This window comes from Nitrospirota bacterium, from assembly GCA_040757595.1.
Lineage (GTDB): Bacteria > Nitrospirota > Nitrospiria > Nitrospirales > Nitrospiraceae > JBFLWP01.
Map to the genome: position 1 here is coordinate 26,267 of JBFLWP010000016.1, position 26,605 is coordinate 52,871.

33 protein-coding genes are annotated in these 26,605 nt (G+C 66.4%); 26 read left to right on the forward strand and 7 right to left on the reverse strand.

Going from position 1 to position 26,605, the window contains the following annotated elements:
* Nucleotides 1-16 precede the first annotated feature (16 nt).
* The 23 genes from AB1411_13675 (at nucleotide 17) to AB1411_13785 (ending at nucleotide 14,906) form a co-directional block, all read left to right on the forward strand.
* Entirely contained in the window at nucleotides 17-1,159 is a 1,143-nt protein-coding gene (locus AB1411_13675) for an MlaE family lipid ABC transporter permease subunit (protein MEW6544641.1), read from the forward strand.
* On the forward strand, nucleotides 1,159-1,947 hold the full coding sequence (locus tag AB1411_13680) for an ATP-binding cassette domain-containing protein (GenBank protein ID MEW6544642.1): 789 nt from the start codon (nucleotides 1,159-1,161) through the stop codon (nucleotides 1,945-1,947). The genes AB1411_13675 and AB1411_13680 overlap by 1 nt, the downstream gene beginning before the upstream one ends.
* Nucleotides 1,932-2,894 (forward strand): MlaD family protein, encoded by a 963-nt coding sequence (locus tag AB1411_13685; protein MEW6544643.1) that lies wholly within the window; start codon nucleotides 1,932-1,934, stop codon nucleotides 2,892-2,894. The genes AB1411_13680 and AB1411_13685 overlap by 16 nt, the downstream gene beginning before the upstream one ends.
* A 63-nt stretch (nucleotides 2,895-2,957) precedes the next feature.
* On the forward strand, nucleotides 2,958-3,596 hold the full coding sequence (locus AB1411_13690; GenBank protein MEW6544644.1) for an ABC-type transport auxiliary lipoprotein family protein: 639 nt from the start codon (nucleotides 2,958-2,960) through the stop codon (nucleotides 3,594-3,596).
* 95 nt (nucleotides 3,597-3,691) lie between these two features.
* Nucleotides 3,692-4,126 carry an OsmC family protein gene (locus tag AB1411_13695; GenBank protein ID MEW6544645.1) on the forward strand — a complete coding sequence of 145 codons (435 nt, stop codon included), beginning with the start codon at nucleotides 3,692-3,694 and terminating at the stop codon, nucleotides 4,124-4,126.
* Nucleotides 4,127-4,373: 247 nt separating this feature from the next.
* Nucleotides 4,374-4,748 carry a PepSY domain-containing protein gene (locus tag AB1411_13700; protein ID MEW6544646.1) on the forward strand — a complete coding sequence of 125 codons (375 nt, stop codon included), beginning with the start codon at nucleotides 4,374-4,376 and terminating at the stop codon, nucleotides 4,746-4,748.
* 20 nt (nucleotides 4,749-4,768) lie between these two features.
* The gene (locus AB1411_13705) at nucleotides 4,769-5,191 is read left to right on the forward strand and encodes a CBS domain-containing protein (protein MEW6544647.1); all 423 of its coding nucleotides are present in this window, start codon (nucleotides 4,769-4,771) and stop codon (nucleotides 5,189-5,191) included.
* Nucleotides 5,192-5,195: 4 nt separating this feature from the next.
* A complete protein-coding gene (locus AB1411_13710) occupies nucleotides 5,196-5,675 on the forward strand; it encodes a hypothetical protein (GenBank protein MEW6544648.1) in 480 nt (159 codons plus the stop codon).
* Nucleotides 5,676-5,767: 92 nt separating this feature from the next.
* Entirely contained in the window at nucleotides 5,768-5,986 is a 219-nt protein-coding gene (locus tag AB1411_13715; GenBank protein ID MEW6544649.1) for a DUF2892 domain-containing protein, read from the forward strand.
* A 102-nt stretch (nucleotides 5,987-6,088) separates the two neighbouring features.
* Nucleotides 6,089-7,336, forward strand: coding sequence for an FAD/NAD(P)-binding oxidoreductase (locus tag AB1411_13720; GenBank protein ID MEW6544650.1), 1,248 nt, complete (start codon nucleotides 6,089-6,091; stop codon nucleotides 7,334-7,336).
* Between the two features lies 1 nt (nucleotide 7,337).
* Nucleotides 7,338-7,733, forward strand: a complete 396-nt coding sequence (locus AB1411_13725) for a hypothetical protein (GenBank protein MEW6544651.1) — start codon at nucleotides 7,338-7,340, stop codon at nucleotides 7,731-7,733.
* A gap of 31 nt (nucleotides 7,734-7,764) precedes the next feature.
* The gene (locus AB1411_13730; protein ID MEW6544652.1) at nucleotides 7,765-8,562 is read left to right on the forward strand and encodes a sulfite exporter TauE/SafE family protein; all 798 of its coding nucleotides are present in this window, start codon (nucleotides 7,765-7,767) and stop codon (nucleotides 8,560-8,562) included.
* Nucleotides 8,563-8,642: 80 nt separating this feature from the next.
* The gene (locus AB1411_13735; protein MEW6544653.1) at nucleotides 8,643-9,194 is read left to right on the forward strand and encodes a ubiquinol-cytochrome c reductase iron-sulfur subunit; all 552 of its coding nucleotides are present in this window, start codon (nucleotides 8,643-8,645) and stop codon (nucleotides 9,192-9,194) included.
* A gap of 64 nt (nucleotides 9,195-9,258) precedes the next feature.
* Nucleotides 9,259-9,624: a four helix bundle protein gene (locus AB1411_13740; GenBank protein MEW6544654.1), complete on the forward strand. Its 366-nt coding sequence runs from the start codon at nucleotides 9,259-9,261 to the stop codon at nucleotides 9,622-9,624.
* Nucleotides 9,625-9,648: 24 nt separating this feature from the next.
* Complete coding sequence (locus AB1411_13745) at nucleotides 9,649-10,977, forward strand: cytochrome b N-terminal domain-containing protein (protein MEW6544655.1); 1,329 nt, start codon at nucleotides 9,649-9,651, stop codon at nucleotides 10,975-10,977.
* Nucleotides 10,978-10,993: 16 nt separating this feature from the next.
* Nucleotides 10,994-11,425 (forward strand): OsmC family protein, encoded by a 432-nt coding sequence (locus tag AB1411_13750; protein ID MEW6544656.1) that lies wholly within the window; start codon nucleotides 10,994-10,996, stop codon nucleotides 11,423-11,425.
* A gap of 17 nt (nucleotides 11,426-11,442) precedes the next feature.
* Nucleotides 11,443-11,949 carry a cytochrome c gene (locus AB1411_13755; GenBank protein MEW6544657.1) on the forward strand — a complete coding sequence of 169 codons (507 nt, stop codon included), beginning with the start codon at nucleotides 11,443-11,445 and terminating at the stop codon, nucleotides 11,947-11,949.
* Nucleotides 11,950-11,971: 22 nt separating this feature from the next.
* The gene (locus tag AB1411_13760) at nucleotides 11,972-12,421 is read left to right on the forward strand and encodes a hypothetical protein (protein MEW6544658.1); all 450 of its coding nucleotides are present in this window, start codon (nucleotides 11,972-11,974) and stop codon (nucleotides 12,419-12,421) included.
* 12 nt (nucleotides 12,422-12,433) lie between these two features.
* A complete protein-coding gene (locus tag AB1411_13765; protein MEW6544659.1) occupies nucleotides 12,434-12,913 on the forward strand; it encodes a hemerythrin domain-containing protein in 480 nt (159 codons plus the stop codon).
* Nucleotides 12,914-12,986: 73 nt separating this feature from the next.
* Entirely contained in the window at nucleotides 12,987-13,649 is a 663-nt protein-coding gene (locus AB1411_13770; protein MEW6544660.1) for an RNA polymerase sigma factor, read from the forward strand.
* Nucleotides 13,646-13,954, forward strand: coding sequence for a zf-HC2 domain-containing protein (locus tag AB1411_13775; protein MEW6544661.1), 309 nt, complete (start codon nucleotides 13,646-13,648; stop codon nucleotides 13,952-13,954). Before AB1411_13770 ends, AB1411_13775 begins: the two co-directional genes overlap by 4 nt.
* Nucleotides 13,955-14,062: 108 nt before the next feature.
* The gene (locus tag AB1411_13780) at nucleotides 14,063-14,500 is read left to right on the forward strand and encodes a cupredoxin domain-containing protein (GenBank protein MEW6544662.1); all 438 of its coding nucleotides are present in this window, start codon (nucleotides 14,063-14,065) and stop codon (nucleotides 14,498-14,500) included.
* Between the two features lie 10 nt (nucleotides 14,501-14,510).
* Nucleotides 14,511-14,906 carry a cytochrome c gene (locus tag AB1411_13785; protein ID MEW6544663.1) on the forward strand — a complete coding sequence of 132 codons (396 nt, stop codon included), beginning with the start codon at nucleotides 14,511-14,513 and terminating at the stop codon, nucleotides 14,904-14,906.
* Nucleotides 14,907-14,993: 87 nt separating this feature from the next.
* Here the strand turns inward: AB1411_13785 and AB1411_13790 are convergent, their stop codons facing one another.
* From AB1411_13790 to AB1411_13805, 4 genes are all read right to left on the reverse strand, one after another.
* Entirely contained in the window at nucleotides 14,994-15,605 is a 612-nt protein-coding gene (locus AB1411_13790; GenBank protein ID MEW6544664.1) for a BglII/BstYI family type II restriction endonuclease, read from the reverse strand.
* Nucleotides 15,602-16,576, reverse strand: a complete 975-nt coding sequence (locus AB1411_13795; protein ID MEW6544665.1) for a site-specific DNA-methyltransferase — start codon at nucleotides 16,574-16,576, stop codon at nucleotides 15,602-15,604. Before AB1411_13795 ends, AB1411_13790 begins: the two co-directional genes overlap by 4 nt.
* Before the next feature lie 331 nt (nucleotides 16,577-16,907).
* Nucleotides 16,908-17,903 carry a hypothetical protein gene (locus AB1411_13800; protein ID MEW6544666.1) on the reverse strand — a complete coding sequence of 332 codons (996 nt, stop codon included), beginning with the start codon at nucleotides 17,901-17,903 and terminating at the stop codon, nucleotides 16,908-16,910.
* Nucleotides 17,894-18,178: a hypothetical protein gene (locus AB1411_13805; protein MEW6544667.1), complete on the reverse strand. Its 285-nt coding sequence runs from the start codon at nucleotides 18,176-18,178 to the stop codon at nucleotides 17,894-17,896. The genes AB1411_13800 and AB1411_13805 overlap by 10 nt, the downstream gene beginning before the upstream one ends.
* A 282-nt stretch (nucleotides 18,179-18,460) precedes the next feature.
* Here AB1411_13805 and AB1411_13810 point away from each other — a divergent pair, with 282 nt between their 5' ends.
* Nucleotides 18,461-20,146, forward strand: a complete 1,686-nt coding sequence (locus tag AB1411_13810) for a hypothetical protein (GenBank protein MEW6544668.1) — start codon at nucleotides 18,461-18,463, stop codon at nucleotides 20,144-20,146.
* 75 nt (nucleotides 20,147-20,221) lie between these two features.
* On the opposite strand, the gene AB1411_13815 is transcribed toward AB1411_13810, so the two are convergent.
* Entirely contained in the window at nucleotides 20,222-21,604 is a 1,383-nt protein-coding gene (locus AB1411_13815) for a M20/M25/M40 family metallo-hydrolase (GenBank protein MEW6544669.1), read from the reverse strand.
* Between the two features lie 12 nt (nucleotides 21,605-21,616).
* Nucleotides 21,617-22,075, reverse strand: coding sequence for a helix-turn-helix domain-containing protein (locus tag AB1411_13820; GenBank protein MEW6544670.1), 459 nt, complete (start codon nucleotides 22,073-22,075; stop codon nucleotides 21,617-21,619).
* Nucleotides 22,076-22,321: 246 nt separating this feature from the next.
* On the opposite strand from AB1411_13820, the gene AB1411_13825 reads away from it, so the two are divergent.
* Nucleotides 22,322-22,717 (forward strand): response regulator, encoded by a 396-nt coding sequence (locus AB1411_13825; GenBank protein ID MEW6544671.1) that lies wholly within the window; start codon nucleotides 22,322-22,324, stop codon nucleotides 22,715-22,717.
* 64 nt (nucleotides 22,718-22,781) lie between these two features.
* Entirely contained in the window at nucleotides 22,782-23,261 is a 480-nt protein-coding gene (locus AB1411_13830; GenBank protein ID MEW6544672.1) for a hypothetical protein, read from the forward strand.
* 62 nt (nucleotides 23,262-23,323) lie between these two features.
* Here the strand turns inward: AB1411_13830 and AB1411_13835 are convergent, their stop codons facing one another.
* The gene (locus AB1411_13835; GenBank protein ID MEW6544673.1) at nucleotides 23,324-26,545 is read right to left on the reverse strand and encodes a hypothetical protein; all 3,222 of its coding nucleotides are present in this window, start codon (nucleotides 26,543-26,545) and stop codon (nucleotides 23,324-23,326) included.
* Between the last annotated feature and the right edge of the window lie 60 nt (nucleotides 26,546-26,605).

A 26,605-nucleotide genomic window follows, 5' to 3' on the forward strand; every position in this document is an offset into this window, starting at 1 on the left:
AAACAATTAGGGGCCCATGCAGCCGAAGACCGAAGACGCACCCCTAGTTCCGCAGGCCGGCTTGTCCGTCGGGGACGACGCCACCGTCCGTTGCGGCGGTCTCTGGACCCTGCCGCAGCTCGCGGAGCTGGAGCGATGCCTCGAAACGTTCCCGTGGCCCGAGGCCGCGGCGGTGGTCTGCGACGCCGGCCAGATCGAGGCGATGGACACGGGCGGGGCCTGGCTGCTGCAGCGGAGCTTGAACGACCTCCGGCAGAGGGGCCGCCAGGTCGAGCTGCGGGGCCTGCGTCCGGAGTTCGCGACCCTGCTGCAGATCGTCGCGGCGACCCCGACGCAGGCGGCGCCGGCGGCCGCGGCCCCTGCCGGGGCTACGCTCGAGCAAGTCGGCCGGATGGCCTGGAACGAATGGGGCCAGGTCACCGGCGGCCTCGCCTTTCTCGGCGAGAGCCTGGTCATGCTGCTCCGCCTCCTGGTCTCGCCCCTGAGGGTCCGCTGGCGGGCCGTGATTCGCAGCCTGGAGCTGGACGGGTTCAACGCCCTGCCCATCGTGGGCCTGTTGTCGTTTCTCATGGGGGTCGTGATCGCCTACCAGGGAGCCGAGCAGTTGAAGACCTTCGGCGCCAACATCTTCATCGTGGACCTGGTCGGGGTCTCCATCCTGCGGGAGATCGCGCCGCTCGTGACGGCGATCCTGGTCGCCGGCCGGTCGGGCTCCGCCTACGCGGCGCAGCTCGGCACGATGAAGGTGACCGAGGAATTGGACGCGATCCGGACCCTCGGTCTCTCGCCGATGGAGCTGCTGGTCGCACCCAAGGTCCTGGCCCTGGCGATCGCGCTCCCGCTGCTGTCGGTCTACGCGGACGCGGTCGGGGTCTTCGGCGGCATGCTGATCGCCAGGAGCGATCTCAGCATCAGCTTCCGGGAGTTCCTCACCCGCTTCGAGGACGCGGTCGCCCTGCGGCACTTCCTGATCGGGATCGCCAAGGCCCCGGTCTTCGCGGTCATCATCGCGCTGGTCGGCTGTTACCAGGGGTTCCAGATCCGGGGCGGGGTGGACGACGTGGGCCGGCGGACGACGGTCAGCGTGGTCCAGGCGATTTTTCTGGTCATCGTGCTCGACGCCTTCTTCTCGATCGCGCTGAACTGGTGGGATCTCTGATGCAGGAGGCGCCCGATCTCATCGAGGTGAGCCACGTCGCGACCCGGTTCGGCCCCGTGGTCGTGCACGAGGACGTGAGCCTGACGGTCCGCCGCGGAGAGATCTTCGCGATCGCGGGCGGGAGCGGCTGCGGGAAGTCCGTGCTGCTGCGGGAGATCGTGCTGCTGCAGAAGCCGACCGCCGGCGAGATCCGGCTGTTCGGCCGGGACGTGCGCACGATGACCGAGGCGGAGGTGCTGGCCTTTCGCCGGCGCTGCGGGGTCCTGTTCCAGGGCGGCGCGCTCTTCAGCTCGCTGACCGTGCTCGAGAACGTGATGGCGCCGCTGCGCGAGCACGCGACGCTCAGCCCCGGGCTCACCCGCGAGCTGGCCGTCCTCAAGCTCGACCTGGCCCGCTTCCCGCTGGACAGCGCGGGCAAGTTCCCCAGCGAGCTGAGCGGCGGCATGCGGCGGCGGGCGGCCCTGGCCCGGTCGATCGCGCTGGACCCGGACCTGCTGTGCCTGGACGAGCCGACGGCCGGGCTGGACCCGGTGACCGCCGGCGGGTTCGACGAGCTCGTGCAGCACCTGCAGACCCTCCTGGGGCTCACGATCGTGATCGTGACCCACGACTTGGACTCGCTCTGGCGGGTGGCGGACCGCGTGGCCGTGCTGGGGAACGGCCGGGTGCTCGGGCTCGGCACGATGGAGGAGCTGTCGGAATCGGAAGAGCCCCTCGTCCGCGAATATTTCCACGGGCCCAGGGGGCGCCAGGCGATGCAGCAGGCGGAGGCATGGAGCCGAAGGTAAACTACACGCTGGTCGGCGCGTTCGTCGTGCTGCTGACCGCGGCGCTGATCGGGGCCGCGCTCTGGCTTGGCAAGGGCGAGTACCGGAAGAGCTATGACCGCTACTACGCCTACATGACCGAATCGGTCTCCGGCATGAGCGTGAATTCGCCTGTGAAGTACCGCGGCGTGGAGGTGGGCCGGGTCAAGGAGATCATCCTGAACCCGGACAACCCCGAGGAGGTGCGGCTGACGATGGACATTCTGCGCGGCACGCCCGTGAAGGAGGACACGGTGGCGATCCTGGAATCCCAGGGGTTGACCGGCCTCGCGTTCGTGAACCTGGCCGGCGGCAGCCGCGAGGCTCCGCCGCTCACGGCCAAGGAGGACCAGGAGTATCCCGTGATCAAGACCGGCGCGTCCCTCTTCTACAAGCTGGACGAGGCCCTGTCGAAGCTCCTGGCCGACGAGTCCGTGTCGCGCCTGCTCAACGATTCCTCCGGGCTCATCCAGGACATCCGGCTCGTCCTGAGCAAAGAAAACCGCGAGTCGCTGAGGCAGGTCCTGAACGACCTGGCGGTCACGACCCATGCCCTGGCCGCGCGCAGCCAGCGGCTGGACGAGGGGGTGGACAGCGCCGCGGAAACGTTCAAGCACCTGGCCAAGACGAGCAAGACACTGAACGACGAGCTCCCGCTCATCCTGGTCCGGGTGCACCGCAGCGCCGCCGCGCTGGAGAGTCTGTCGAAGGACCTCTCCCGCACGAGCGCGACGGTGGGGACGCTGGTGGCGGACACGAAACCCGGCCTGGAGCAGTTCTCCGGTCAGACCCTGGCCGACGTCGGCCAGCTCGTGACGGAGTTGCGGCAGCTCACCGCCACGCTGCAGCGGGTGGCCGCGCGGCTCGAGCGGGAGCCCAACGCGTTGGTGTTCGGCCGGGGGCCGCAGCCCCGCGGGCCGGGAGAATGAACGGCAACACGTGACGGGTGACGCGTGACGAATGACGGGTGGCTCACGCCGGGACGGCGGACGATGCGTGGCGGCTCACGCGCGGCCATTCTTGCGCTGACCGTTCTGCTGGCGGCCGCCTGCAGTTTGGCCCCGTCGCGGACCGTCGAGGACCTGCACACCTACCTGCTGGACCCGGAGCTCCCGTCCGCGGATGGGGCACCGCCGGGCCGGGGCGGAAGCGGGACCCTCCTGATCGGCGTCCCGCGGGCGCAGGCGGGCTTCGACACGCCGCGCATGGTCTATCTGCTGCGGCCGCACGAAATCCAGTACTTCGCCAGCAGCGAATGGGCCGACACGCCGGCCCGGATGCTGACGCCGCTCCTGGAGCAGGCCCTGGAGCGGACCGGCGCCTGGCGCACGGTGGTGCTGGCGACCAGCTCGCTGCGGGGCGACCTGCGCCTGGATGCCGAGCACCTGGCGCTCCAGCAGGAATTCTTTTCGAAGCCCAGCCGCGTGCGGGTGACGCTGCGCGTGCACCTGGTGGAGCCGCGCGGGCAGGCCGTCGTCGCCTCCAAACAGTTCGAGGCCGTCGAGGACGCTCTCAGCGACGACCCCTACGGGGGCGTCCTCGCCGCCAACCGGGCCGTGGCCAAGCTGCTGAACGAGGTCGCGGATTGGGTCGGCGCCCAACGGGTTGCGGTCCAGCCGCGCGACCGGTGAGCACGGCCCGATCTGTCCCGCCGGGCCCATGCCCGGTCTGCCGAATCCTTTCGCCCCTCCTTGCCTCTCACGGCAAGGGAAGGAAGGAGGCAGCCATGGACGTCCGCAGCAAGGTCTACGCCTACCGCACCTCCGTCCGGTGGACCGAGCGCAGGCTCGGTCTCATCTCCTCACCCGGCAAGCCCGACATCCAAGTCGCGACGCCGCCCGAGTTCAAAGGGCACGAAGGCATCTGGTCCCCCGAGGATCTCTTCGTGGCTTCGGCCAACGTCTGCCTGATGACCACCTTCCTGGCCTTCGCGGAACGGGCGGGGTTGGGCTTCACGGCTTATGACAGCGAGGCGGAGGGCCGCCTCGAGCTCGTGGACGGGAGATTCCAGGTCACGGCGATCACGCTGAGGCCGCGGGTCACGCTGAAGCCCGGCGAGGATGCGGCCAAGGCCCGCGAGATCGTCGAGAAGGCCGAGGCCAACTGCCTGATCTCCAATTCGATGAAGAGCCGGATCACGCTCGAACCGACGATCGTCTGACGGCTGATGACTGATTGCCGAGAGCTGTTTTCCGACTGTAGCATCATGCGCTAGGCGCACATGGACACTGTAGCGTTTCTCGCCAGACTGCTTCTCCAGGCCCGTCGAGGAAAAGGCCAAACAGCCTGTTCGCTCAACGGGTTGTCCTTGCCGTGCCCGGGCGCGCCGGTGGGCACGCGAATCGCAGCAATCGCCGGCGTTTCCTCACAAACCCCAGCGTGATCTGGGACCTATCAGGGAGGGACCTATGAAGCGAATCATGACGGCGGCGGCGTTGGTGATCGGCATGGCCCTGCTCACGAGCGGGCCGGCCTGGAGCGACGCGAAGGGCAAGAAGAAAGAGGACGAGGGCAAGGAAAAGGTCGAGATGGCGACGGCCGCCAAGGTCACGATCGATCAGGCCATCAAGACGGCGTCCGAGAAGGTCGCAGGCAAGGTGATCGAGGCCGAGCTGGAGAAGAAGCACGACAAGGCCGTCTGGGAGGTCGAGGTGCTGACCGCGGACGGCAAGGTCATGGAAGTGCACATTGACGCCGACAGCGGCGCGGTGATCGACACCGAGGAGAAGAAGGCGGAGGGCGAGCACGAGCGGAAGCGGGAGCGCAAAGGGAAGCACAAGTAATCGGGCCTGAGGCGCCGACGATGAAGCACGCATCGCTGCAGGCACCGGCCAAGGACGTGATGAACACCAGGGTCATGGCGGTCGGCCCGCACGCGCTGGCCCGTGACGTCGCGCTCCACCTCCTGTCCGGCGTCTTCAGCGGGCTGCCGGTGATCGCACGGGATCGGGCGCTGCTCGGCGTCGTCACGGAATTCGACCTCCTCAAGGCCCTCGAGGAAGGCCGGGACCTGGACGCCGTCGAAGCCGAGGCGATCATGAGCAAGCCGCCGATCACGGTGGAGGAGGACACGCCGATCAAGGCGGTCATCAAGCGGATGACCGAGGCGAACGTCCTGCGCGTGCCGGTGGTCCGCGAGGGGAAGCTCGTCGGCGTGATCTCCCGGTCGGACCTGCTGGACCACCTGATCGCCAAGCGGCTGATCGTGGCCTACGGGACGTTGTGAGCCCATGGGGTCGCGGGTCCTCTGCAGGGTTGCGTTCGTGCTCCTGGGCATCGGGGCCTTCGCCTTGGGCTGGTCTTTCGTCAAGGGCTGGACGGCTCCGGGAAGCGACGGGCGGACGGAGATCCGACTGGCGCCGGCGGAGCGCGACCAGATCCTCGCGGAGATGCGGGACCTGCTCAAGGCCGTCCACGGAGTCGTGGACGGCCTGAGCCAGCCGGACGAAGCGGCGGGCCGGAAGCAGGCCGAGCAGGCCGCCCGCTCCGTAGGGCTGGCCACGGCGGCCGACGTGAATCCGGCGCTCATGGCCAAGCTGCCCCTGGCGTTCAAGCAGATGGGCATGTCCGTCCACCAGGACTTCGACGGGATCGGAGAGGCGCTGGCCCAGGGCGAGGCGCCGGTCCAGGTCCTGACCCGATTGTCCAGCATCAGCAGCCGGTGCACGACCTGCCACGAGATGTACCGGCTGTCGGGAGGGAACCGGTAAACGGTGACCAGTATTCCGTTCTCAGTTTCAGACTCAGAAAACTGACCACTGAGAACCGACAACTGAAAACTTTCATAAGAGGGAGGTGCGCCATGACCTGCAACGTGGGGGGAATCGAACGGCCGATCCGGATCGTGCTCGGAATCATCCTCCTGGGGATCGGCTCCTTCGCCGAGCTGCCGGCTGCGGGAACTGCCGTCGCGTTCATCGTCGGGGCCGTGGCCCTGGTGACCGGGGCCATCGGGTTCTGCCCGGCCTGGGCCCTGTTCGGCATCAACACCTGTCCGACGAAACCGGCCGAGAAGACGTGAAACGTGAGACGTAAGGCGTGAGGAGGCCGGGCTTTCCGTTCTTTCCTCCTCACGTCTAACGTCTAACCTCTCACGTCTCACGCCTTTGGGAAAGGAGCAAACATGGCTCGCATTGTCATCATCGGGGCCTCCATCGGGGGGCTTCCCGCCGCCTACGAGGCGCGCGCGCTGCTGGAGAAGAAGCACAAGGTCACGGTGATCTCGAACGTGGACTACTTCCACTTCGTGCCCTCGAACCCCTGGGTCGCCGTCGGGTGGCGCACGCGCAAGGACATCAGCTTCCCGCTCGGCCCCGTGCTCCAGAAGAAGGGCGTCGAGTTCATCCACGCGGCGGCGGAGCGGATCGAGCCGGAGCAGAACCGGGTCGTCACGGCTAAGGGCGAAGTGCCCTACGATTACCTGGTCATCGCCACCGGCCCCAAGTTGAACTTCCCCGCCGTGGCCGGCCTGGGGCCGAGCGGCTACACCCAGTCGGTCTGCACGGTGGACCATGCGGAGCAGGCCTGGGGCACCTACCAGGCCTTTCTCAAGGACCCGGGCCCGATCGTGGTCGGCGCGGCGCAGGGCGCCTCCTGCTTCGGCCCGGCCTACGAGATGGCCTTCATCCTGGACGCGGACCTGCGGAAGAAGCGCCTGCGGAAGAAAGTGCCGATCTACTTCGTCACGCCGGAGCCCTACATCGGCCACATGGGCCTGGCCGGCGTCGGCGCCTCGCGCCGGCTCATGGAGGACGAGTTCGCCGAGCACTCGATCAAGCCGATCACGAACGCGGTGATCCAAGAGGTCCAGCCCGGTCGGCTGGTGCTCGGGGACGGTCAGGCCATTCCGTTCCGGTACTCGATGTTCATCCCGCCCTTCGCCGGGGTGGATGCGGTGGCCGGCACGGCCGGGCTGTGCAATCCGAAAGGCTTCGTGAACATCGACCAGTACCAGGCCAACCCCAAGTACAAGAACATTTACGCGGTGGGGGTCTGCGTCGCGATCCCGCCGGTGGAGCAGACGCCGGTCCCGACCGGCGCCCCCAAGACCGGCTACATGATCGAGTCCATGGTCTCGGCCACGGTCCACAACATCAAGGCCGACATCGAGAACGATCCCAAGCGGGAGACGGCCACCTGGAACGCGATCTGCCTGGCCGACATGGGGGACACGGGCGTGGCCTTCGTGGCGCTGCCCCAGATGGCCCCGCGCAACGTGACCTGGGCCAGGAAGGGCAAGTGGGTGCACCTGGCCAAGATCGCGCTGGAAAAGTATTTCCTCCGCAAGATGAAGAAGGGCGTGAGCGAGCCCTACTACGAGAAGGCGATCCTGAAGACTCTGGGGATCGCCAAGCTGGAGCAGCAGGCCTGACATGCGAATCCGAGCGCGTGATTGGCGATGGCCCGTGGTCGGCTGGCTGGGAGGGATGGTCCTCGCCGCCTGTGCCACAGGACCTCAGGATCAGTCCTTCCCCGCCCAAGCGGCGCTGATCGGCAAGACGAAGCAGGAGGTGCTGGCCTGCGCGGGCTCGCCGCTGGGCGAGACCAGGAAGGACGAGGCCGTGGTGCTGACCTATTTCAAACACGCGCCGCCCTTCGAAGAATCGTTTGCCGAGTCGAAGGCGAGCCGGCCCGCCGTCCGCCACGGCTGCGTGGCGCGCGTGACGCTGAAGGACGACCGGGTGACGGACGTGCGGTACCAGTCCGTGCCGGAGCGTTTCGCGGCCTACGACCATTGCGAAGAGATCTTCACGAAATGCGCTCAGTAGCTGGGACCTTGCTTCACGGGAGCACGCGGTCGTGATCGGCCAAGCGGTCTTGCCGGTGGCGGCGGGCGTGCCGATCGGCCTGCAGCTCGGCGCCACGGGCACCGGCGGGGCGATCCTGGCCGTCCCCGTGCTCGTCTACGTGGCCGGCATCCCGGCCAAGGAGGCCGCCGCCATGTCCCTCGTGATCGTCGCGGCCTCGGCCTGGCTCGGCGTGTGGGAGTACAGCCGGCTCGGCCTGGTCAAGCCCAAGGCCGCGGTGGCCTTTTCCTGGACCGGCGTCGCCGGCTCCTGGTTCGGAGCCTACGGGCACAAGCTGGTGCCGAACGAAATCCTGCTCGTCGGGTTCGGGATCATGCTGCTGCTGGCCCGGTACTTGATGATGCGCCAGCGCAAGCTCGCCCAGGAAGCCGAGCCGGACTCCAGTTGCGCGGCCCGCTTTCCCCGGACCTGCTGGCTCAAGCTGGCGGGACTGGGCCTGGTGGTCGGGGTGCTGAACGGGTTCTTCGGGGTCGGCGGCGGCTTCATGATCGTCCCGGCTCTGGCCCTCTTTGCCGGGTTCACCCCGCGCCAGGCCATCGGCACCTCGCTCTGCATCATCGCGATCATTTCCTTAGGCGGCATCGCGCGGCACGTCCAGCTCGGAGCGCTGAACGGGCCGCTGACCCTGCTGGTGATCCTCGGAAGCGCGGCCGGCATGGTCCTGGGCGCCCGCCTCGGGCAGATGGTCGCCCCGCAGACGATGAGCCGGTTCACCGCCGCCGTCACGGTCAGCATCGCGGCCATGCTGATCGCCGTGAACGGCGCCAAAATTCTGAATGAGAATTTTTAGTTGAGAGTTTTGAATTTTGAGTTGCCCCCCAACTCAAAACTCACAATTCACAACTCGAAATTCAGGGACAAAGGGACAATATGAGCGTTCACGAACCAGAGCCGAGCAAAGACGCCCCCGGCTTCCACACCCCGGTCGGCTCCCGACGGACGTTCTTCCGGTGGATGACGGGGCTCGCCGCGGGCTTCATCGGCGCCGGACTGGCCGTCCCGCTGCTCGGCTACGTCGTCTCCCCGGCCTTCACGCGCCGGGAAAAACCCTGGGTTCCGGTCGGCCGGGTGGACGACCTGCCCGTCGGCGAGCCCAAGCAACTGGATTACATCACGACCCTCAAGGACGGCTGGATGGAGACCAAGGCCCACAAGGCCGTCTGGGCGATCAAACAGGCCGACGGCCAGGTCACCGTCTTCTCGCCCCTCTGCACCCATCTCGGCTGCGGTTACCGGTGGGACGATCCGGACCGCAAGTTCAAGTGTCCGTGCCACGGCAGCGTGTACGACCTCGCTGGCAAGGTGCTGGGCGGGCCGGCTCCGCGTCGCCTGGACGTGCTTCCCTCGAAGGTCGAAAACGGGCAGCTCTTCGTGATCTACAAGGAATTCAAGGCGGGGCTTCCGACGCCGGTGGAACTGTGACCGTTAGACGTAAAACGTGAGACGTGAGATGTAAGGCGGGAGCGTACAGCGCGGGACGGGAAAAGTGGAGAAACCGCACAAGAAACTGGATGCTTGGCGACTCGCCGTCGAACTCGCAACTTACGTTTACCGAACCACTGATCACTTCCCGAGGGACGAGCGTTTTGGTCTGACCGATCAGATGCGCAGAGCGGCTGTCAGCATCCCCAGCAACATTGCTGAAGGCGCAGCCCGAAAAAGCAAGAAGGAGTTTGCGCAGTTTATTCACACCGCACGCGGTTCGCTGGGCGAGCTTGATACGCACCTGGAACTGGCGCGTCGCCCGGGCTTTCTCGACGAGGGCACATGGAAAGACCTCGACGCGCGCATGAAACGTATTGACATGGCTCTTGCCGGTTTGCTTCGCTTCCGACAATCGTCTCACGTCTGACGTTTCACGTCTTACGAGATAAATATGGCGTCCAAACTATACGAATGGCTGGACAGCCGGCTGAAGCTCCAGCCGATCGAGAAGACGCTGCTGGACGAGCCGATCCCCGGCGGGGCGAGCTGGATCTACGTGTTCGGCTCCGCGACGCTCTTTCTTTTCCTTCTCCAGGCGGTCACCGGCATGTTCCTGGCGATCTACTACGCCCCCACGCCGGACCACGCCTACGACAGTATCCGGTTCATCGAGACCCAGGTGACCTTCGGCGCCTTCGTCCGCGGCCTCCACCACTGGGGCGCCTCGGGGATGGTCGTGGCCATCGGCCTGCACATGCTCCAAACCTTCCTGTACGGGGCCTACAAGCCCCCGCGCGAGGTCATGTGGATGGTCGGGGTCGTGCTCTTCCTGATCACCCTGAGCTTCGCCTTCACCGGCTATCTCCTGCCCTGGGATCAGAACGCCTACTGGGCGACGCAGATCGGGATCAACATGGTGGGGACCGTGCCGGTCGTGGGAGACGTCCTCGTCCGCGTGCTCCGCGGCGGCGAGGCGCTGGGGGCGCTGACTCTTTCCCGGTTCTTCGCCGTCCACGTGCTGTTCCTCCCGGCGACGCTGGCCATCGGCGTCGTGCTCCACCTGTTCATCCTCCGCCGCGTCGGGCCCGCGGGCCCCTGGACCGACGAACGGGCCAGGCTCGGCGGCGAGACCTTCTACCCCCGCCAGGTCTACATGGACGCGGTGGTCATGCTGGCCGTCTTCGCCGGGCTGGCGACCCTGGCGCTCGCGGTCAGCTTTCCGCTGGCGGACAAGGCCAGCCCCTCCGACACCACGTTCGTGCCGATCCCGGAATGGTACTTCCTGTTCTACTACCAGTTGCTGAAATACGTGCACGGGCCGTTGGAGCCGCTGGCCACCTGGGTCCTGCCGGCGCTGTTTTTCCTCCTCCTGCTCTTCTGGCCCTTCATTGACCGCAACCCGGCCCGCAACCCGATCCGGCGCCCCGCCGCCCTGGCGGCCGGCGCGGCGCTCCTCGTGACGGTCTTCGCGCTCCTGGGCGTCTCGCTGCGGGACCTCTACGCGGTCCCGCGCGTGGACCCGGCCGTGGCGCGCGGACAGGCGGTCTTCGCCCGCTTCGGCTGCGCCGGCTGCCACCGCGTCCACGGAGAAGGAGGCGCGATCGGGCCGGACCTGTCCTACGAAGGCGACGCGAGGCCGGAGCGGGAGTGGCACCTGCGGCACTTCCGCGACCCGCAGTCGGTCTCGCCCGGCTCGATCATGCCGAAGTTCCCGCTGACCGAGCAGGAATTGAACGACCTGGCCAGCTACATGCTCAGCCTCAAGCGCCCGGCGGCATGAGCGGGAGACTGATCCCATGGGCGATGACCGCATGAAGCTCTCCGTGGCTTTCCGCGGCGGCGTGCGGCTCGACGTCCTCAGCCGGTCCCATACGGTGGTGACCGACCAGCCGGTCGAGGACGGAGGCGCGGACGCCGGCATGAGCCCGGTGGAGTTGTTCGTCGGCTCCCTGGCGAGCTGCGTAGGGTATTTCGTAGTGCGCTATTGCGCCAGGCACCGGATTCCCTGCGACGGTTTCACCGTCGAGGCCGAGTGGACGATGGCGGAACAGCCCCACCGGGTGGGAGCCGTGGCCCTGCGGATTCAGCTTCCCGCGGAACTCCCCCCAGATCAACAGGAGCGGCTGTTGAAGGTCGCCCACGGCTGCACGGTGCACCAGTCGCTCGTCGTGCCGCCCCAGGTGGAGATCCGCCTGGCTCCGCAAGGCGTCCGGCCCGGCGGCGACTGACGGAAGAAGGGACAAGGATGGGCCCCGTTCTCACGGTGCTGCTCGCCATCGGATTGACCCTGTCCTCGTCAGTCCCTCTTCCGGCGGCCGAGCGGCCCATGATGGCCCCTCGTGTGCCCGCAGACAAACTCGGGGAGGCGCGAGCCTTGCAGAGCCCGCTGCCGGCCTCACCGGACGTCGTCACGAAGGGCAAGGCGCTCTATGAGGGAAAGGGCGCCTGCTTCAACTGTCATGGTAAGGACGGCCGGGGCAACGGGCCGGCGGCGGCGGGCCTCAATCCCCCGCCGCGCGATTTTCGTCACCACGGCTTCTGGCGGCACCGGACGGAAGGCGAGATCTTTTGGGTCATCAAGCACGGCATCCCGGGGACCGCGATGGTCCCGTTCGGAGGACAACTGACGGACGAGGAGATCTGGGCGGTGATCCAGTATGAGCGGAGCTTCGCCGGAGGGCGCGGCGGGCCACGCAGAGGCATGGGCGGCATGGGGCCGAAGGGCTGCTGCGGCCCGGAGTCCGAACGGTAGCCGTGCAAGCCTTGGAGCCGCCATGACCAGGATGATCGCGCTCGTGATCGGCAGCCTGATGCTCCTCGGCGGCGGCTGCGTCGAGGCAGGTCGTCGCTCCGAACCGGTCTCGCCTCCGGAAACCCGTCAGCGCCTGGTAGTGCCGCCGGACACCAAGCGGGAGGCTAGGGCCGTGATGCGGCAGCACCTGGAGTCGGTGCAGCAGATCGTCGCCGCGCTGGCGCGGGAGGACTTCGAGCAGGCACAGGGACTCACCGAGACCCACTTGGGATTCTTCATGCACCGGCAGGCGATGCAGAAGCAGAGGCCGGAAGACTTCCCGCCGGCCTACCACGATCTGGCCATGGCCCATCACGAGGCGGCCGAGGATCTGGCACGGACGATGCCCTCCAGGGACCTGAAGCAGATCCTGCCCAAGCTGGATTCGGTGCTCAAGGCCTGCGTGGCCTGCCACAACGCCTACCGACTGTGACGGGAGACGTCCATGGAACCAACGACAGTCACGCGCTTCTTCCAACAAGATCACGAGCGGCTGGACGGGCTGCTCCGGCAATTCCACGAGCTGAAACGGTCCGATTCGGCCAAGGCCGTGGAGGCGTTCAAGGAGTTCAAGTTCGGCCTGCAGCGACACATCGTGTGGGAGGAGGAGCTGCTGTTCCCCCGATGGGAACAGGCCACGGGCATCACGGAAGGTCCCACCCGGGTCATGCGGATCGAGCACCGCCGCATCGGCGAGGCGCTGGAGATGATCCACAAAAAGGTGCAGGCCGGAGACCCGGAGAGCGACCAGGAGGAGCAGCAGTTGGTCGCGCTCCTGGCCTCCCACAACCAGAAGGAGGAACGGATCCTCTACCCCGCCATTGATCAGGCCCTCGACGAGCGGGACCGCTCCGCCCTGTTCACGGAGATGCGGGCCATCCCCGAAGACCGGTACCGGGTCTGCTGCCCCACCAACCCCGCTTGACCGCAAGCACCGGGACCCGGCGATCCGCCGGCGCCTTGACAGCCCCTCCCCCGGCCCGTACACTCGCTCCGCGATGGGCACCAGCGCGCGAGGACAGGCCGCGACCGGCGATGGCAACGTCGCGGCGCAGTTCGACCGCCTGTACCGGGACCACGTGGACCGGATCTACCGGTTCGCCCAGCGGCTCTGCGGACAGACGGACGACGCCAAGGACCTCGTCCAGGACACCTTCCTCAACGCCTATCGCGGACTCAAGCAGTTCCGCGGCGAGGCGCAACCCTCCACCTGGCTCTATACGATCGCGTCCCGCGCCTGCATCCGCATGCGGCGCAAGCGCAAGGGCGAGCCGGAGCGGGAACTGTCGCTCGAACAGTTCATCCCCACCTCCGAAGGGGAATTCCGCCTCCAGATCCCGACCGAGGGACTGACGCCCGAGGAAGTCCTGGAGAACAAGCAACTCCGGCTGGCGCTCGAGCGGGCCATCCAGAAGCTGCCGAAGAAGTACCGCCTCGTCCTCGTGCTGCGGGACATGGAGGGGCTGACCGCGAAGGAAGTCGGCTCGATCATGGGCCTCAACGAGCGGGCGGTGAAGTCCCGCCTCCACCGGGCCCGGCTGTTCGTGAGGAAAGAGCTGAGCGCCCAGGGAATCACCGATCCGGCCGGCCGCGGGCGGTCCGAGCGGTGGAGGCCGACTGACGACTCTCCGGGAACGAACGCGCTCGAGGTGAAACCATGACGACGAAGCAGCCGGCCACGACCAGACGCCGATCCGTTCATCAGGGTCACGCCGGCCACGGCCATTCCAAGGCGCAATGTATCAAGGTGCTGCGTCGCCTCTCCGCCTACCTGGACAAGGACCTCTCCGTCGCCGTGTGCAAGGAGATCCGCAAGCATCTCGGGGCCTGTCCCAACTGCGAGGTCTTCATCGGATCGTTGCGGCAGGCGATCGCGCTCTGCCGGCACGTGGAGCCGCCCCCGCTCACGCCCGCGCTCAAGGCCAGACTCCGGATCGAAATCCTCAAGGCCGCCGGCCGTTCCTGACCCCCTGAATCCTTCTCCGACCCCATGCCTCATAGAGACTGTCCGTGATGAGTGGAACGTGGTATCCGCCAAACCCGGCGCGATAGAATGTAGCCAGTGGAGACCTTGATGCGGCAGCGGCGGTTCTGGTCGGTCGGAGCCTTCTGGCTCCTGACGGTCTTCCTGACCCCATGGGGACCCGCTTGGGCCGGGCCGACCCTGGCCCCCTCGGACACCATGCCGGAAGAAGAAGTCCTCGTGAAGATCCGCGCCCGTTCGTTCGAGCCGAACCGGGTCGTCCTGCACGCCGGGCGCAAGACGAAGCTGATCTTTCACAATCTCGACGCGGAGCTGCACGCCTTCGTGCCGGTCGGGCTGTTCACGGGCCTCAACCTCAACGTGAGCGGGAACGGCGCGCCGGAGTTCGGACCGGACGGCTTCAAGCGCGTGATCATCCCGTCGGAGGGCCGAGCGGAGTTCCGGTTCATTCCCCTTCAGACGGGCACGTTCCCGTTCTTCTGCGACATGCCGGGCCACGACATGAAAGCCAAGATCGTGGTGGAATGAGGGGAATGCAATGTCTGCGTGGCGGATGGCGCCGCTGACTGCGCTCCCGGCCCTGGCTCTCTGGCTGACCGCGGGCGGCGAGGCGAACGTGCCCGGCGTCCCGGAGCAGGGCAAGCCCATCTATGAAGACCGGTGCGCGAGCTGCCACGGGCTCCAGGGCCGCGGCGACGGCCCCCAGGCGCCGTTCCTGTCGCCCCGGCCGGGCAACCTGGTCTCCGCGGGCATTTCCGTGAAATCCGACAAGGAGCTGCTGGCCGTCATCGCGAACGGCAAGCCTCGCACTGCCATGCCGGCCTGGAAAGACCTGCTGACCGAAGAAGAGCGGCGGGACGTGCTCGCCTACATCCGCAGCCTCGTGCGTTTCAACAAGCCCCTCACCCCCGCGCCGCCCACCGAGTCTCATTAGGGGGCCGCGCGACCCCGGCCGAGATCGATTTAGAGGAGTCGCCACCCGCAACCTGAGAAGCGGCGGACACCGCCGGGGTGTTCGGAATCAGGGTTCAATTCCGAGAAGCACCAGAGGGACCGCCGGCACTCCTCGGCCCTGGCGAACCACATTGTAAAACTCACCCTCGTAATAGGCCACTCCGGAACTCATCTGGCTTTGCAGGGATTTCATCGGAAGAATCTCCACTCCTACATCGATGCGATCACCCACGTAGAATGCAAGGTGTTTGACAAAAAGATCGTAAGCGACGAACGCGTACTTACCAAACTGAACTTCAACCGCTACGCGGTCTTTAACGAAATCAGTCTGATTGTAGCTAAAGATCGGGGTTTCGCCTGCAGCTTCTATTTCCCGCTTCTGCTGTTCAGAGGACATTGTCAGCGTCTTGCGAATCAGTTTTTCGCTGCGCGTAACCCAATAGCTTACCCTACTTTCTTCCCACGCCTTTGTGCGAAGCAGGTTCTTGAAGGCAGCATTCATATCGATCGGGCTGAAGAGAAGCTCTCCTTTCATCGTTTTTTCTTTGGAAACCTTGGTGCGGCACTTGTTCGCATCCACATCTTTGATAACCGATTGAATCTCTTTCCAAAGGGTTGGCTTATGAACGAGAAGAAATTCGAGCCCGTTAAGGTGGGAATAGGTTTCAGCAATTCTCATCGGCGCGCTTTTCTCCCATATTTCGGGCTTCTCTCGAACAATGTAACCTGCCCGGTGGTCTTAGCCCAAGGGGAAACGGTCAGACTATTCCCTCCTTCAACAGGGTCATAAACCGGCCTATCCATGGGGCGGGTACGCAATGTGCCGTCGATTTCCTGTTGAATCCTTTGCCGTGCGAGATGAATGTATCTGGAGACAGTCTCCGCGCCGACCCCTCGTCGTGCGTGCCGAATGGCGGCGATGACCGTTGTCCCCGTTCCAAGGAACGGGTCAAGCACCCAGTGTCCTTCGTTCGATAGAGATAAAACCAATCGTTCGATCAGCTCTACTGGGAACTGGCAGGGATGCTCGGTCTTCTCGATATGGTTGTTCTTGACGTTTGGAATCACCCACAGGTCTCCTGGATTCTTGCCCATGGGGTTACAGGAATACTGGCCAGCTTTGGGGCCTTTGAAATATTTCTTCCCAGGGTACTTCTGTGGTACTCGAACAGCGTCGAGGTTGAAAACGTAGTCGTCAGACTTTGTGAACCATACAATGGTTTCATATCGTCCAGAGAAGCGGCGGCTGCAGTGCAGTCCGTGTTCGAAGTGCCAGATGATGCGATTCCTCATCCTGAGCCCGAGATTCGAGAAAATAGGATAGAGAACTGTGTCCAAAGGGATGATTGCCCCTTCTTCCACGTAGTTGCCGACCTGCCAGCAAATACTGCCTCGCGGGGACAAAGCGCGGACACATTCGGCAATTACCTGCGCCTGTTGTCGAAGGTAGAGATCGAGATGAAGCCTCTTTTCGTACTCCTTGCCGATGTTGTAAGGAGGCGACGTTACTATGAGTTGGACCGATTCGTCCGGAATGGTTTGCAGCAGTGCGAGGCAGTCTCCAGGATAGACGACTATGGATTCCGAAAGGGCAAACTCATCTGCGATTCTTCGCTTCTGGCTGAAAAGGGGCTGGCTGGATGACTTCATTCCTCTTCTCCCTAGTCAGCGTTTTCGTGGAACGCAACGGTTGAGCATGCTGAACAGCACACTGCACCCGCACAAACCGGAAACTGGCGGGTAAGTATGGGGCGCCTTCTATGACTTGTCAACGATCCTATCAAGCCATTTATAAATCTTACCCAGCGGGGATCGTTGAGTCATTTGTGAATCTTACCGGGCGGCATGGTCGTCGCAACGGTTGTGGGAGTCTGCAGGCTCCCTGCCGGAACAATGGCTTCCGCATTTGCCCTATACGACCCGATCGCCGCGTGGTCCGACCTGGCGCGCGTCTCCCCCTCCGGTGGCTGCGCACCGGTCGTCATCCCTGCTTGCGTTGGAGCCGTGGGCTAAAGGTCCACCCGTGCCACGGGGTGCTGGCCCGCGGCTGCGGCCGCCGGGGAGCCGTCTCGCGTGGGGTGCGCGGGGCCCGCGTCGCGAGCGCCCCCAGCCGCTCGAGGTGGCCGTCAATCCGCTGCGAGAGGACAAACGGGTCGGTGGTCTCCAGCACCCGCTGCAACGCGGCGACCTTGGCCGGATCCGCCTCCGGACAAGCCCGCACCCGCTCGAACGGCGTCTGCGGCCGGTCATAGCGCCGAAGCAGCCGCGAGCCCACTCGCACCTTGCGTACCAGTTTCATGGACGGTTGGAACAGATTCTGAAAGAGCCGCAGGTCCACATAGAGGGCGTTGAGGGCGGTCAGGGCCTCCCGGCTGTCATACCGCTCCCAGCCGACCAGCTTGCGGACATGGGTCCAGTTTTTCTGCTCCACGTGGGCGTTGTCATCCTTCTTGTACGGGCGCGAGCGCGTGAACTGCACCTGCTGCCCGATCGGCCGGTCCTGACAGAAGGCCCAGAGATGGTCGTTGATGAACTCGCTCCCGTTGTCGGAATCGACGCCCCGCAGCGGGAACGGCAGGTGTGCCTCGATCGTGGTCATGGCCTGCACCACCGCGTGGCGACTTTTGCCCATCACCGCCTGCCGCTCCACCCAGGTCGTCTGGATGTCCACCCCGTCCAGGGTGTGCAGGCACTCGCCGGTGGCCGAGGCGCCCGAGTGCGACACCAGATCGATCTCCAGATAGCCCGGCTTGCGGACATCCCAGGGCTCCGTCTTGATCGGGATCTGGTGCTTCAACAACGCCCCCGGACGCGTCGTCCCATACAGCCGCCGCTTGAGCCGGCGCTTGCGAGCCTGCAGCCGCCGATCGATCTGCCGGGCACTGATCCGCCGGAGCTGCGCCTCGACCGCCGGCCTGACCGTGGCGCGCCGCTTCAGCCAGGGCAGCCAGTGGGGGAGGGCCGCCTTCAGCCGCATCCCACACAGATAGCCCGAGGCGGCCAGATCTGGGCCAGGAGCCGAATGACCTCCTCCGAGTAGGTGGGCCCCCGCCGGCCTACCCGGCGCACCGGCGGCCGCGGAGGCTGCTGGTGGCTCAGCACCTCGATCGCATACTTGCGATGATACCGACAGACCCGCGTCACTTCGTCCAGCAACGCCGAGCGCGTCGCCCGGTCGGCCCGTTGATACCGCTGCCACATCACCCGCAGATACTCGCACTTCGACCGTCGCGCCATGCCTGCTGCCCCCATCCTCCCCCTCCTTCGGCTCCGCACCCTGCGGACCTGGAGGGTAAGAAATACAAATGGCGCAACGATCTGTCGCCCGGTAAGATTTTAGATGACTCAATACGACGATGTCAGTGCCGGAGGCCCAGTGTGCTATTCTAAACACCCCATCACCTGCTTCGCATAGCAGGCCGTTGAGACAGCCGCCCGTCTTAAAAACCGATCGCTACCCTTGTCCTTCTCCCTTTTGTTCGCTCCGTCAGCCATGTTAGAGTAGCGCCCTTTCCATCGGAGAGGAGTCCGAGCATGAGTCGTGGCAATGTGTTTTCGCGGGCCCTACTTGCCGCGTTGGTGGCCGCCTCGGCGGCGGGCCCGCTCGGCCTCGGCGGCGAATCGGCACAGGCCGCCGCTCCCCAGAAGAAGGCGAAACCGTCCGCCAAACCCTCGCCAGCCGGGACGGTCGCGCAACGGTACGCGGAGGCCCTGGCGGCCGGCGACCGTCTCGCCGCCGGTCAGCTCGACTTCGCCTGCCTCTTCCGCATGGTCGGGCCGGGCGGTAAGAAGGCGACGGCCTTCCCGCCGGCGGCCGACCCGGTCTACGCCCGCTGCTGGGACCAGTTGTCGCAAGCCCACCAGAGCGCCGTCGAGTACCGGGAGCAGGGCATGGACACCCTGTGGCCGGGGAAGGGCTCGCTGGTGTTCTTCCGCGAGCCCTTGACCTCGTACGCCTCCTCCTTCTTCGTCATGGACCTGGTGGGCACCTCGCCGCCCGGCAGCGGCCTGAAGCTGGAGTACCTCAACAGCCGGAAGCTCCCAGCCGTGTCCTTCAAGCTGCGCGAAGACGCCCCGACGATCTCGGCGCCGGCCACGCTCGTCACCCTGCGCGTGACCTACAAGGACCCCCTGACCTCGCCGGTCTCCTACGCCCCCGGGACCTACAAGTGGACCAGCACGATCAAGCGGCCGCGGGCGGCGCTGAAGGCGGTCACGGTCAAGTGGGTCGTGGTGCGCGGGCTGAAGAAACTGGGCTTCCCGAGCGACGCGGCGGTCGTGAACCGGCCCGTATCGGAACGGGACGGGGTGCGCGTGCCGTTCGCGACCGAGACCAGCGTCTACGTGGAGGATTCCGCCGTCTGGTGGGGACCGGCCGATCAGCCGGGGACCCTCCTGGCCGCGGTGGGGCGCGCCGCGCTGTTCCCCGGCCTCGCCGAGCGGGTCGCGATGCTCAACCGGGTGCTGATCATCGACCCGGCCCAGCCGGACGCGCTCACGTTGCTCACCCGGGACCTCTACCAGACCCTCCTGCGCGCCGCCGAGGCGGAGCACAAGGTCCTGGTGGGGGATGAGGTGCTGGGGGCCCGGTTCGACGAGCTCTACTGGGACGCCTACGCCCAGACCACCAGGATGGCCATTTCGCTCGGAATGGAGATGGGAGGCCTGGCGAAGCCGACGCCGGCCGATTACCTCTACCGGCTCATTCCCGCGATGGAGATGCTGGCGAAAGTCCGGCCGGAGGACTTGGAAAACCGCCTGCGCCTGGGGATCGCCTACCGTTGGAACAACGACCAGCTCGGCGCGATCAACACCCACGAGGCGCTGGTCCGCGCCCTGCCGCCGGAGCGGTACGTGCAGCGGGCCCGGGCCCTGATCGAGCTGGCCTGGTCGCGGATCGCGCGCGTGTCCTGGAATCGCAGCTTCAACGACCCCAGCATCCTCCAGGCGTACCGGGAGGCGGAGGAGGCCTACAAGTTCACGGATCGGCCGCTGGACAAGTTCGTCGCGGCCTATACGATGGCCTACAGCCTGGCCTTCACGCCGAACCGCGACAACCGCGCCATGCTGGAGCTGTTGACCGACGCACAGCGCTGGTACCAAGACCTGCCGGGAGCCTCCCCGGCCTCCTGGCGGTACCTGCTCAGCAACGACTCGCTCAAGGGCGTGCTGGAAGCGGACCCCCTCTTCAAGCCCCTGCTCGACGCCTCGCAGCCGTAAGACGTGAGACGTAAAACGTGAGACGTGAGAATAGGGGATGGAAGTCTACACCTCTTACGTTTCACGTCTCACCTTTCACGTCTTCAATCGCGCCAGCTCCGCGAAGTAGGTCGCGAGCGCCTTCATGCCCCCCGACGCCTGCCCCCAGTCGAAGTGCTCGTTGGGCGCGTGGTAACCGTGCTCCGGCAGGCTGAGGCCGACGAACAGGATCGGCACCCGCCAGGCCTCCGCCATCTTCACGACGGCTCCGATGGACCCGCCTTCCCGCACGAAAGCCGGCTCCTTGCCGAACCCCGCCTTCATGGCCCGCTTCACCGCCTCCGCATAAGGCCCGCTGAAGACCCCGCGGAAGGGCTCGAGCATGCTCTCCGCCTCCACTTCGACATCGGGGTTCAGATCCCGCACGAACCGCTTCAGCAGCCGGAAGATCAGCTCCGGCCTCTGGTTCGGCACGAGCCTCATGCTGACCTTCAGCTCCCCCGAGCCGGGCACGACCGTCTTGACCCCCGGGCCCACGTAGCCCCCGGCCAGCCCGTGCACCTCGAACGTCGGGGCGGCCCAGATCCGGCGCAGCACCTCGGCCGCGCCCGTCGCGCGGAGCGAGTGGAAGCCGTAGGCCCGCATGAAGCGTGCGACTTGGAAGCCCGAGGCCAGAAACTGGTCGAGCTCGGCCCTGGTCGGCCGCACGACCTCGTCGTAGAAGCCCGGAATCTTCACCCGGCCGGTCCTGGCGTCCACGCAGGCCCGGGCGACCTCGCAGAGCTCGGCCAGCGGATTGCGGGCGGCGCCGCCGGTCAGCCCGGAATGGGCGTCGGTCCTGCCGGTCCTGAGCGAGAGCCTCGCGCAGAGGAGCCCGCGCAGCCCGGCCGGCATGGCCGGCTTTCCCCTGGCGACCCAGATCGTGTCCGACACGACGACCGAATCGGGCCGGGGCACCTTGGCCCGTTGCCGCAAGACGTCCCCGAAGTGCGGGCTCCCGATCTCCTCCTCCAATTCCCAGAGGAACCGGACGTTGACCGGCACGCCCTCCTCGACCGCATACCGGGCCGCGAGCAGGGCGGTGAGCGCCGGGCCCTTGTCGTCCGTGGTCCCCCGCCCGTGATAGAGCCCGTCCTGCTTGCGAAAGGCGAAGGGAGCCTGCCGCCATTGCGGCTCCTGGGCCGGCTGCACGTCCAGATGGTTGTACACCGTCACGGTCGGATGCCCGGTCCCGGTCACCCAGCCGCCCGAGACCGCGGGATAGCCGCCGGTCTCCACGACCTGGGCCTCGGCGCCCAGATCCTGGAGATATTGCGCCGCGAGGTCGGCGGTCCGGCGGATGTCCTTGGCACGGACCGGGTCCATGCTGATCGAGGGCAGCTCGACCAGCTCGGCCAGCATCCGCTCGAAGCGCGGTCGGATGTCTCGAATGTAGGATTCCAGTCGCTTGTCGCGGGAAGGCGTTGATCGGTCTTTCAAGGAGGTGCCTCGTCATCGGCGTCGGCGGCCGCGCTTGGCGCGCCGCCTTTGCACGGTTTCCTCAATCAGTTTCATCTGGGCGGTGAGATGGTCACGGATCTCGCGATCACCCAGGCGCAGAGCCTGGACACAGCGCTCCACGGTCGCCTGCGCGTCGGCGTCCAACTCCTCCCAGGCTTCCAGTATCCGGCGAAGCGCCGCTGACTCCCCTTTCCCGCCATAGGCCCGGGGCGGCACTTCCGCGATCACCCCTTCCCGCCAGACCTCACCCTTGCCGGTCCGCAGCCACTCCACGCTCCGGCCAGTGAGGTACGCCACGCGGTAGAGCCAGGCTTCTGGGATTTCCCCGCGCGTGATGGCAGAGATGACGGACTGGGGCCGGATCTCCAGCTTTGTCGCAAGCTGCGCCTGCGTCTTGACGCCAAGCGCAGCAAGAAGACGCTCAACGATTCCGCGCGGTTCAGATCTCATTTTATATTAGCTTATTCTGAGTTGACAATTGGTAAGTTTTTGCTTATAATTCGTAATTAGGGTAGGCGGTCCGACGACTGCTGGTGATGACGCGAAACCTTTTAGACAGCATCCCGGATATAAACACACGACGGGCGTCCCGCCTCGGGGCATTCGTCGGTAGAGCGGAGCATGTCAGTCCTGGAGAAGCCGGCATGCTCCGCTTTTTATGGCGTGGGAGTCTAGCCTCCTTTCACCGAGGATTCAATGCCTACCGGGTCAGATCCCTCTTCGGAGACGATTCTGCTCGCTGAGGATCATGAGTCGGTACGGCAGTTGCTCACCAAGATTCTTCACAGGCAAGGGTATACCGTCCTCAGCGTCGACCGCGGGACAGAGGCGCTCCGCCTCTGGGAGCGGCATGAGGGGCCGATCCACCTGCTCCTGACCGATGTCCAGATGCCGGAGATGGGCGGACCGGAGCTTGTTCGGCACATTCGAGCCCAGCGGCCCACCATCCCCGTGATCTACATGTCCGCCAATCCCTGCCCCGCGCTCCTGTCAGCCCTGGAGTCAGAGTCTAAGACCGCCCTGCTCCTGAAGCCTTTCACGCCAGAAATCTTGACGCGCACGGTGCGCGCGCTCCTGGCCATGGGGGATTGACTCGCCGTCCCGCCCTGGCTGCTGCCCCGCTTGACCCAATTGGCATCTTGTGGTCTGCTGAGCCATGCCCCCGCTGTGGCTGGCCGCCCTGCTTGTCCTGCCGTTCTCCGTTTCCACCGCGACGATCGCCCCGGCATCCGCCGAAGAGCCGGTCGCCATCGGCAGGATCCTGGCCGAGCCGGATCTGTTTCACCTCAAGACGGTGGCCGTCCGCGGCACGGTGCTGGATCTGCGCATGATCGAGCCCTACCAGCAGCCGACCGGCGCGACCTGCTACGGGGCCTATCAGTTCACCGTGGGGGACGAGACCGGCTCGATGGACGTGACCGTGCTCGGTGTCTGCGGAGTGCCGCTCTTCAGGCCGCCGGCGATCATGGCCGGAGACCGGGTGACCGTGCTCCTGCAAATCCAGGACGCAGCCCATCTCGGCGCCTTTTTCGGGCTGGACGGCCGGCCCGTCCCCCACCTGAGCCAGCAGACCCCCCTGGCCCTGGCCCGCGAGATCTTCCGTATCGAACTGAAACCGTCCGCGCCCGCGCCCTGACCAGAAATGGGCCGGCTGGATCAAAAGCCGCTCGTGAGGCGACGCGGAGAAGGGGCGGAAGGTCACTCCACGAAGGCGAGCGGCAGGTCGGCGTAACCGGCAGGGGTGAACGTCGCCGGAGACTGGGCCCCGTTCGTGAGCAGCGGCACCGCCTCCGACACGTAGGCGTCCAATTCCTGGAGCGTGACGGTTTGGTCGAGGTTCAGGTCCGCGCGGCCTCGCAGGCCTCCGAGGATGACCGTGACGAAGGCCCCGTGCTGCAAGCCCTCGCGCTCGACTGCATGCTCCCGGCCCCGGCAGGACGAGAAGGTGGCGGCCCGGAACGGCTGCACCTGCTTCAGCAGCCGCTCGTGGTCCGCCGCTTCCGCCTTCGCCCCGCCGGGGCCGCGCCAGTAGCAGGTGTCGGTGAAGATCACCTTCCGTCCGGGCAGCTCCAGCACCCGTCGGAGATCGTCCCAGCCGATGGCGCGCGCCGGATCAGGGAGCCCCTGGTCCGAAAGCCGCGCGTCCTGCGGCAAGAACGTGAAACGGCCCTGCTCGTCCATCAGGCCCTGTCCCCCCAGGAACAGCATCACCACGTCGTTCGGCTTCGACTCGCTCAGGCGCGACAGGCCCTCCCGGATGTTGCGGACGGTCGGCTTGGCGGAACCGGCGTCCGTGAGGACCTGGGCCCGGATCTCCCCGAAGACCTTCCCGCGCTGCCGCAACAGCGCCTGGGCGAGGCTGTCCGCATCGCCCACCGGGTATCCCAAGGACGGGATCCGTTTGTCCTGATAGTCGTTCACCCCGACCGTGAGCAGCCACAGGTCGGGAAGCGGCCGCGCGGCGGCCGGCGACTGCGAGCGCGTCGTCAGGTGGAGGCTCGTCCGCTCTTCCGCAAACCCGTTGAACACCACGATCTCGACCAGGTTCGCCCCGGCTTCGAGGGACAGGGGGACTTCCAGATCCATCGTCCGCTGTGCCGCGGGCGGCGGTGAGTCCGCGACCTTGTACCCCACGCCGGCGTCCGGGAGTCGGGAGATGCCGCCCGGCAGGGACAGCCGGGCCCCGTTCACGTAGACGCTCGCCCGACTGATCGGCAGATGGTGATCCTCGGCGTGCACCTTCAGCACGACGGACGGCGCCTCGACGGTGATCCAGTCCTCCGGGGCCAGGACGGCCAGCTCTGGCGGCTGGACGCTCTGCAAATGCATGCGCGTTGCGATCTCGTGCTCGGCAATGCCCGCGGCGATCGCCCGTTCGCTGCTCCCGAGCCGGATGGCCGCCTCGACGATGGGCGGTTTGAAGAACACGGCGCGGAACTGGTCAATGCCGTAGACCCGCAATCCGATCCGGACGCTCAAGTTCTGATCGCCCTGCTCCGAGGCGTTGTAGTAGCCCTCCGGCGTGAAAATGATCCACTCCCCGTCCTGAAACCCCACCAAGGTCGCGATCGCTCTGGCCGTCTCCGTCTCCCACAGCCGCATCGTTCCGTCCAGGCTCCCGGACAGGATCTCCCGCCCGTCCGTCGAAAACTCCACCCCGACGACGCCGCCGGTATGGCCGGAAAAGGTCCGCGCCTCGCGGCCGTTGGCCGGGTCCCACAGCTTGAGCGTCTGGTCCTCGGACCCGGAGAGGACCCTCGTCCCGTCCGGCGAGAAGGCCACGTCCCAGACCGCCCCCTCATGGCCGGTGAACGTCTGGAGCTCCCGGCCGGTCGCGACATCCCAGAGCTTGAGCGACTGGTCCACGCTGCCCGAGAGGATGGCCTTGCCGTCTGGAGCCACGTCCACGGCCCGCACCGGCTGGGTATGGCCGGTGAGCGTCCGGACGTTGCGTCCCGTGGCCGCCTCCCAGAGCTTGAGCGTATTGTCTTCGCTTCCGGACACGATCCATTTCCCGTCCGGCGAGAACTCGACGTCCCAGACCGCCTCCGAATGGCCGCTGAAGGTCCGCAGCTCGCGCCCCGTGGCCGCCTCCCAGAGCTTCACCGTCTGGTCCCCGCTGCCCGACGCAATCCACTTGCCGTCCGGCGAGAAGGCGACGTCGGTCACGCCCCAAGTGTGCCCGCGGAAGGTGCGGATCTCGCGGCCCGTCGCCACGTCCCACAGTTTGACCAGGCGGTCGCTGCTGCCCGAGAGGGCCAGCGTCCCGTCCGGGGAGAGGGCCACGGCGGTGACGGCGAGGCTGTGGCCGGTGAAGGTCCAGAGGGCCCGGCCGGTCCGGATCTCCCAGAGCTTGAGGGTGTGGTCCCGCCCGCCGACGAGCGCCAACCGTCCGTCGCGGGAGAAATCCACGTCGCGGGCCTCCATGACCTTCCCGCTCAACGTGCGCACGTCCCGACCGGTCCGGGCGTCCCAGAGCTTCAGCGTCTGATCTTCGCTGCCGGACAGGACCCACCGGCCTTCCGGGGAAAAGCTCACGGCCATCACCGGTCTGACGTGCCCGGTGAAGACGCGCACCGTGCGGCCGGTCGCCGTCTCCCACAGCCGCAGCGTCTGATCCTTGCCGCTCGAGATGATCCACGTCCCGTCGGGAGAGAACGCAGCGGCCGTGACCCCCTGCTCGTGGCCGACGAAGGTTCGCAGGGACCGGCCGGTGGCCACGTCCCACAGCCGCAGCGTCTGGTCCTCGCCGCCCGAGATGGCGAGCTTGCCGTCCGGAGAGAAGTTCACCGTGTTCACGGCCTGCCGGTGCCCGCGGAAGGTGCGGACCTCCCGCCCGGTCGCCACCTCCCAGAGGATCATCGTCTGATCCACGCTGCCGGAGAGGGCCCACTTGCCGTCGGGCGACAAGGCCACGTCCGTCACGGCCTGCTCGTGCCCCACGAAGGCCCGGACTTCTTCGCCGGTCGCCACGTCCCAGAGCTTGAGGGTCTGATCCAGGCTGCCGGAAAGCGCCCGCTTGCCGTCCGGAGAAAAGGTCACGTCCCAGACCCCCTCTTCGTGTCCGCGAAAGGTCCGAATCTCCCGGCCCGTCGCGACGTCCCAGAGTTTGAGGGTCCGATCGTAGCTGGCGGACAGGGCTGACCGGCCGTCCGGCGAGAAGGCGACGAAGGTCACCGCCTGGGTATGGCCGAGGAAGGCCCGCACCTCCCGCCCGGTGGCCACCTCCCACAGCCGGATCGTCTGGTCCTCGCTCGCGGACAGGGCCCGCTTGCCGTCCGGGGAGAAAGCGACGGCCCGCACCCCGCCCGCATGGCCCAGCGGGATGAACACTTCCCCCGGCTGATGGGACGCGACGGCCGGCCCGGCGAGCCACCAGCCCCACCAAAAGAGAACCGATATGAGGACTGTGACGCTCATCCTATCCGTTCCAAGCCCGAAGGCGGCCCATTGTGGCAAGAGCTCCTCCTGGTTGCAAGC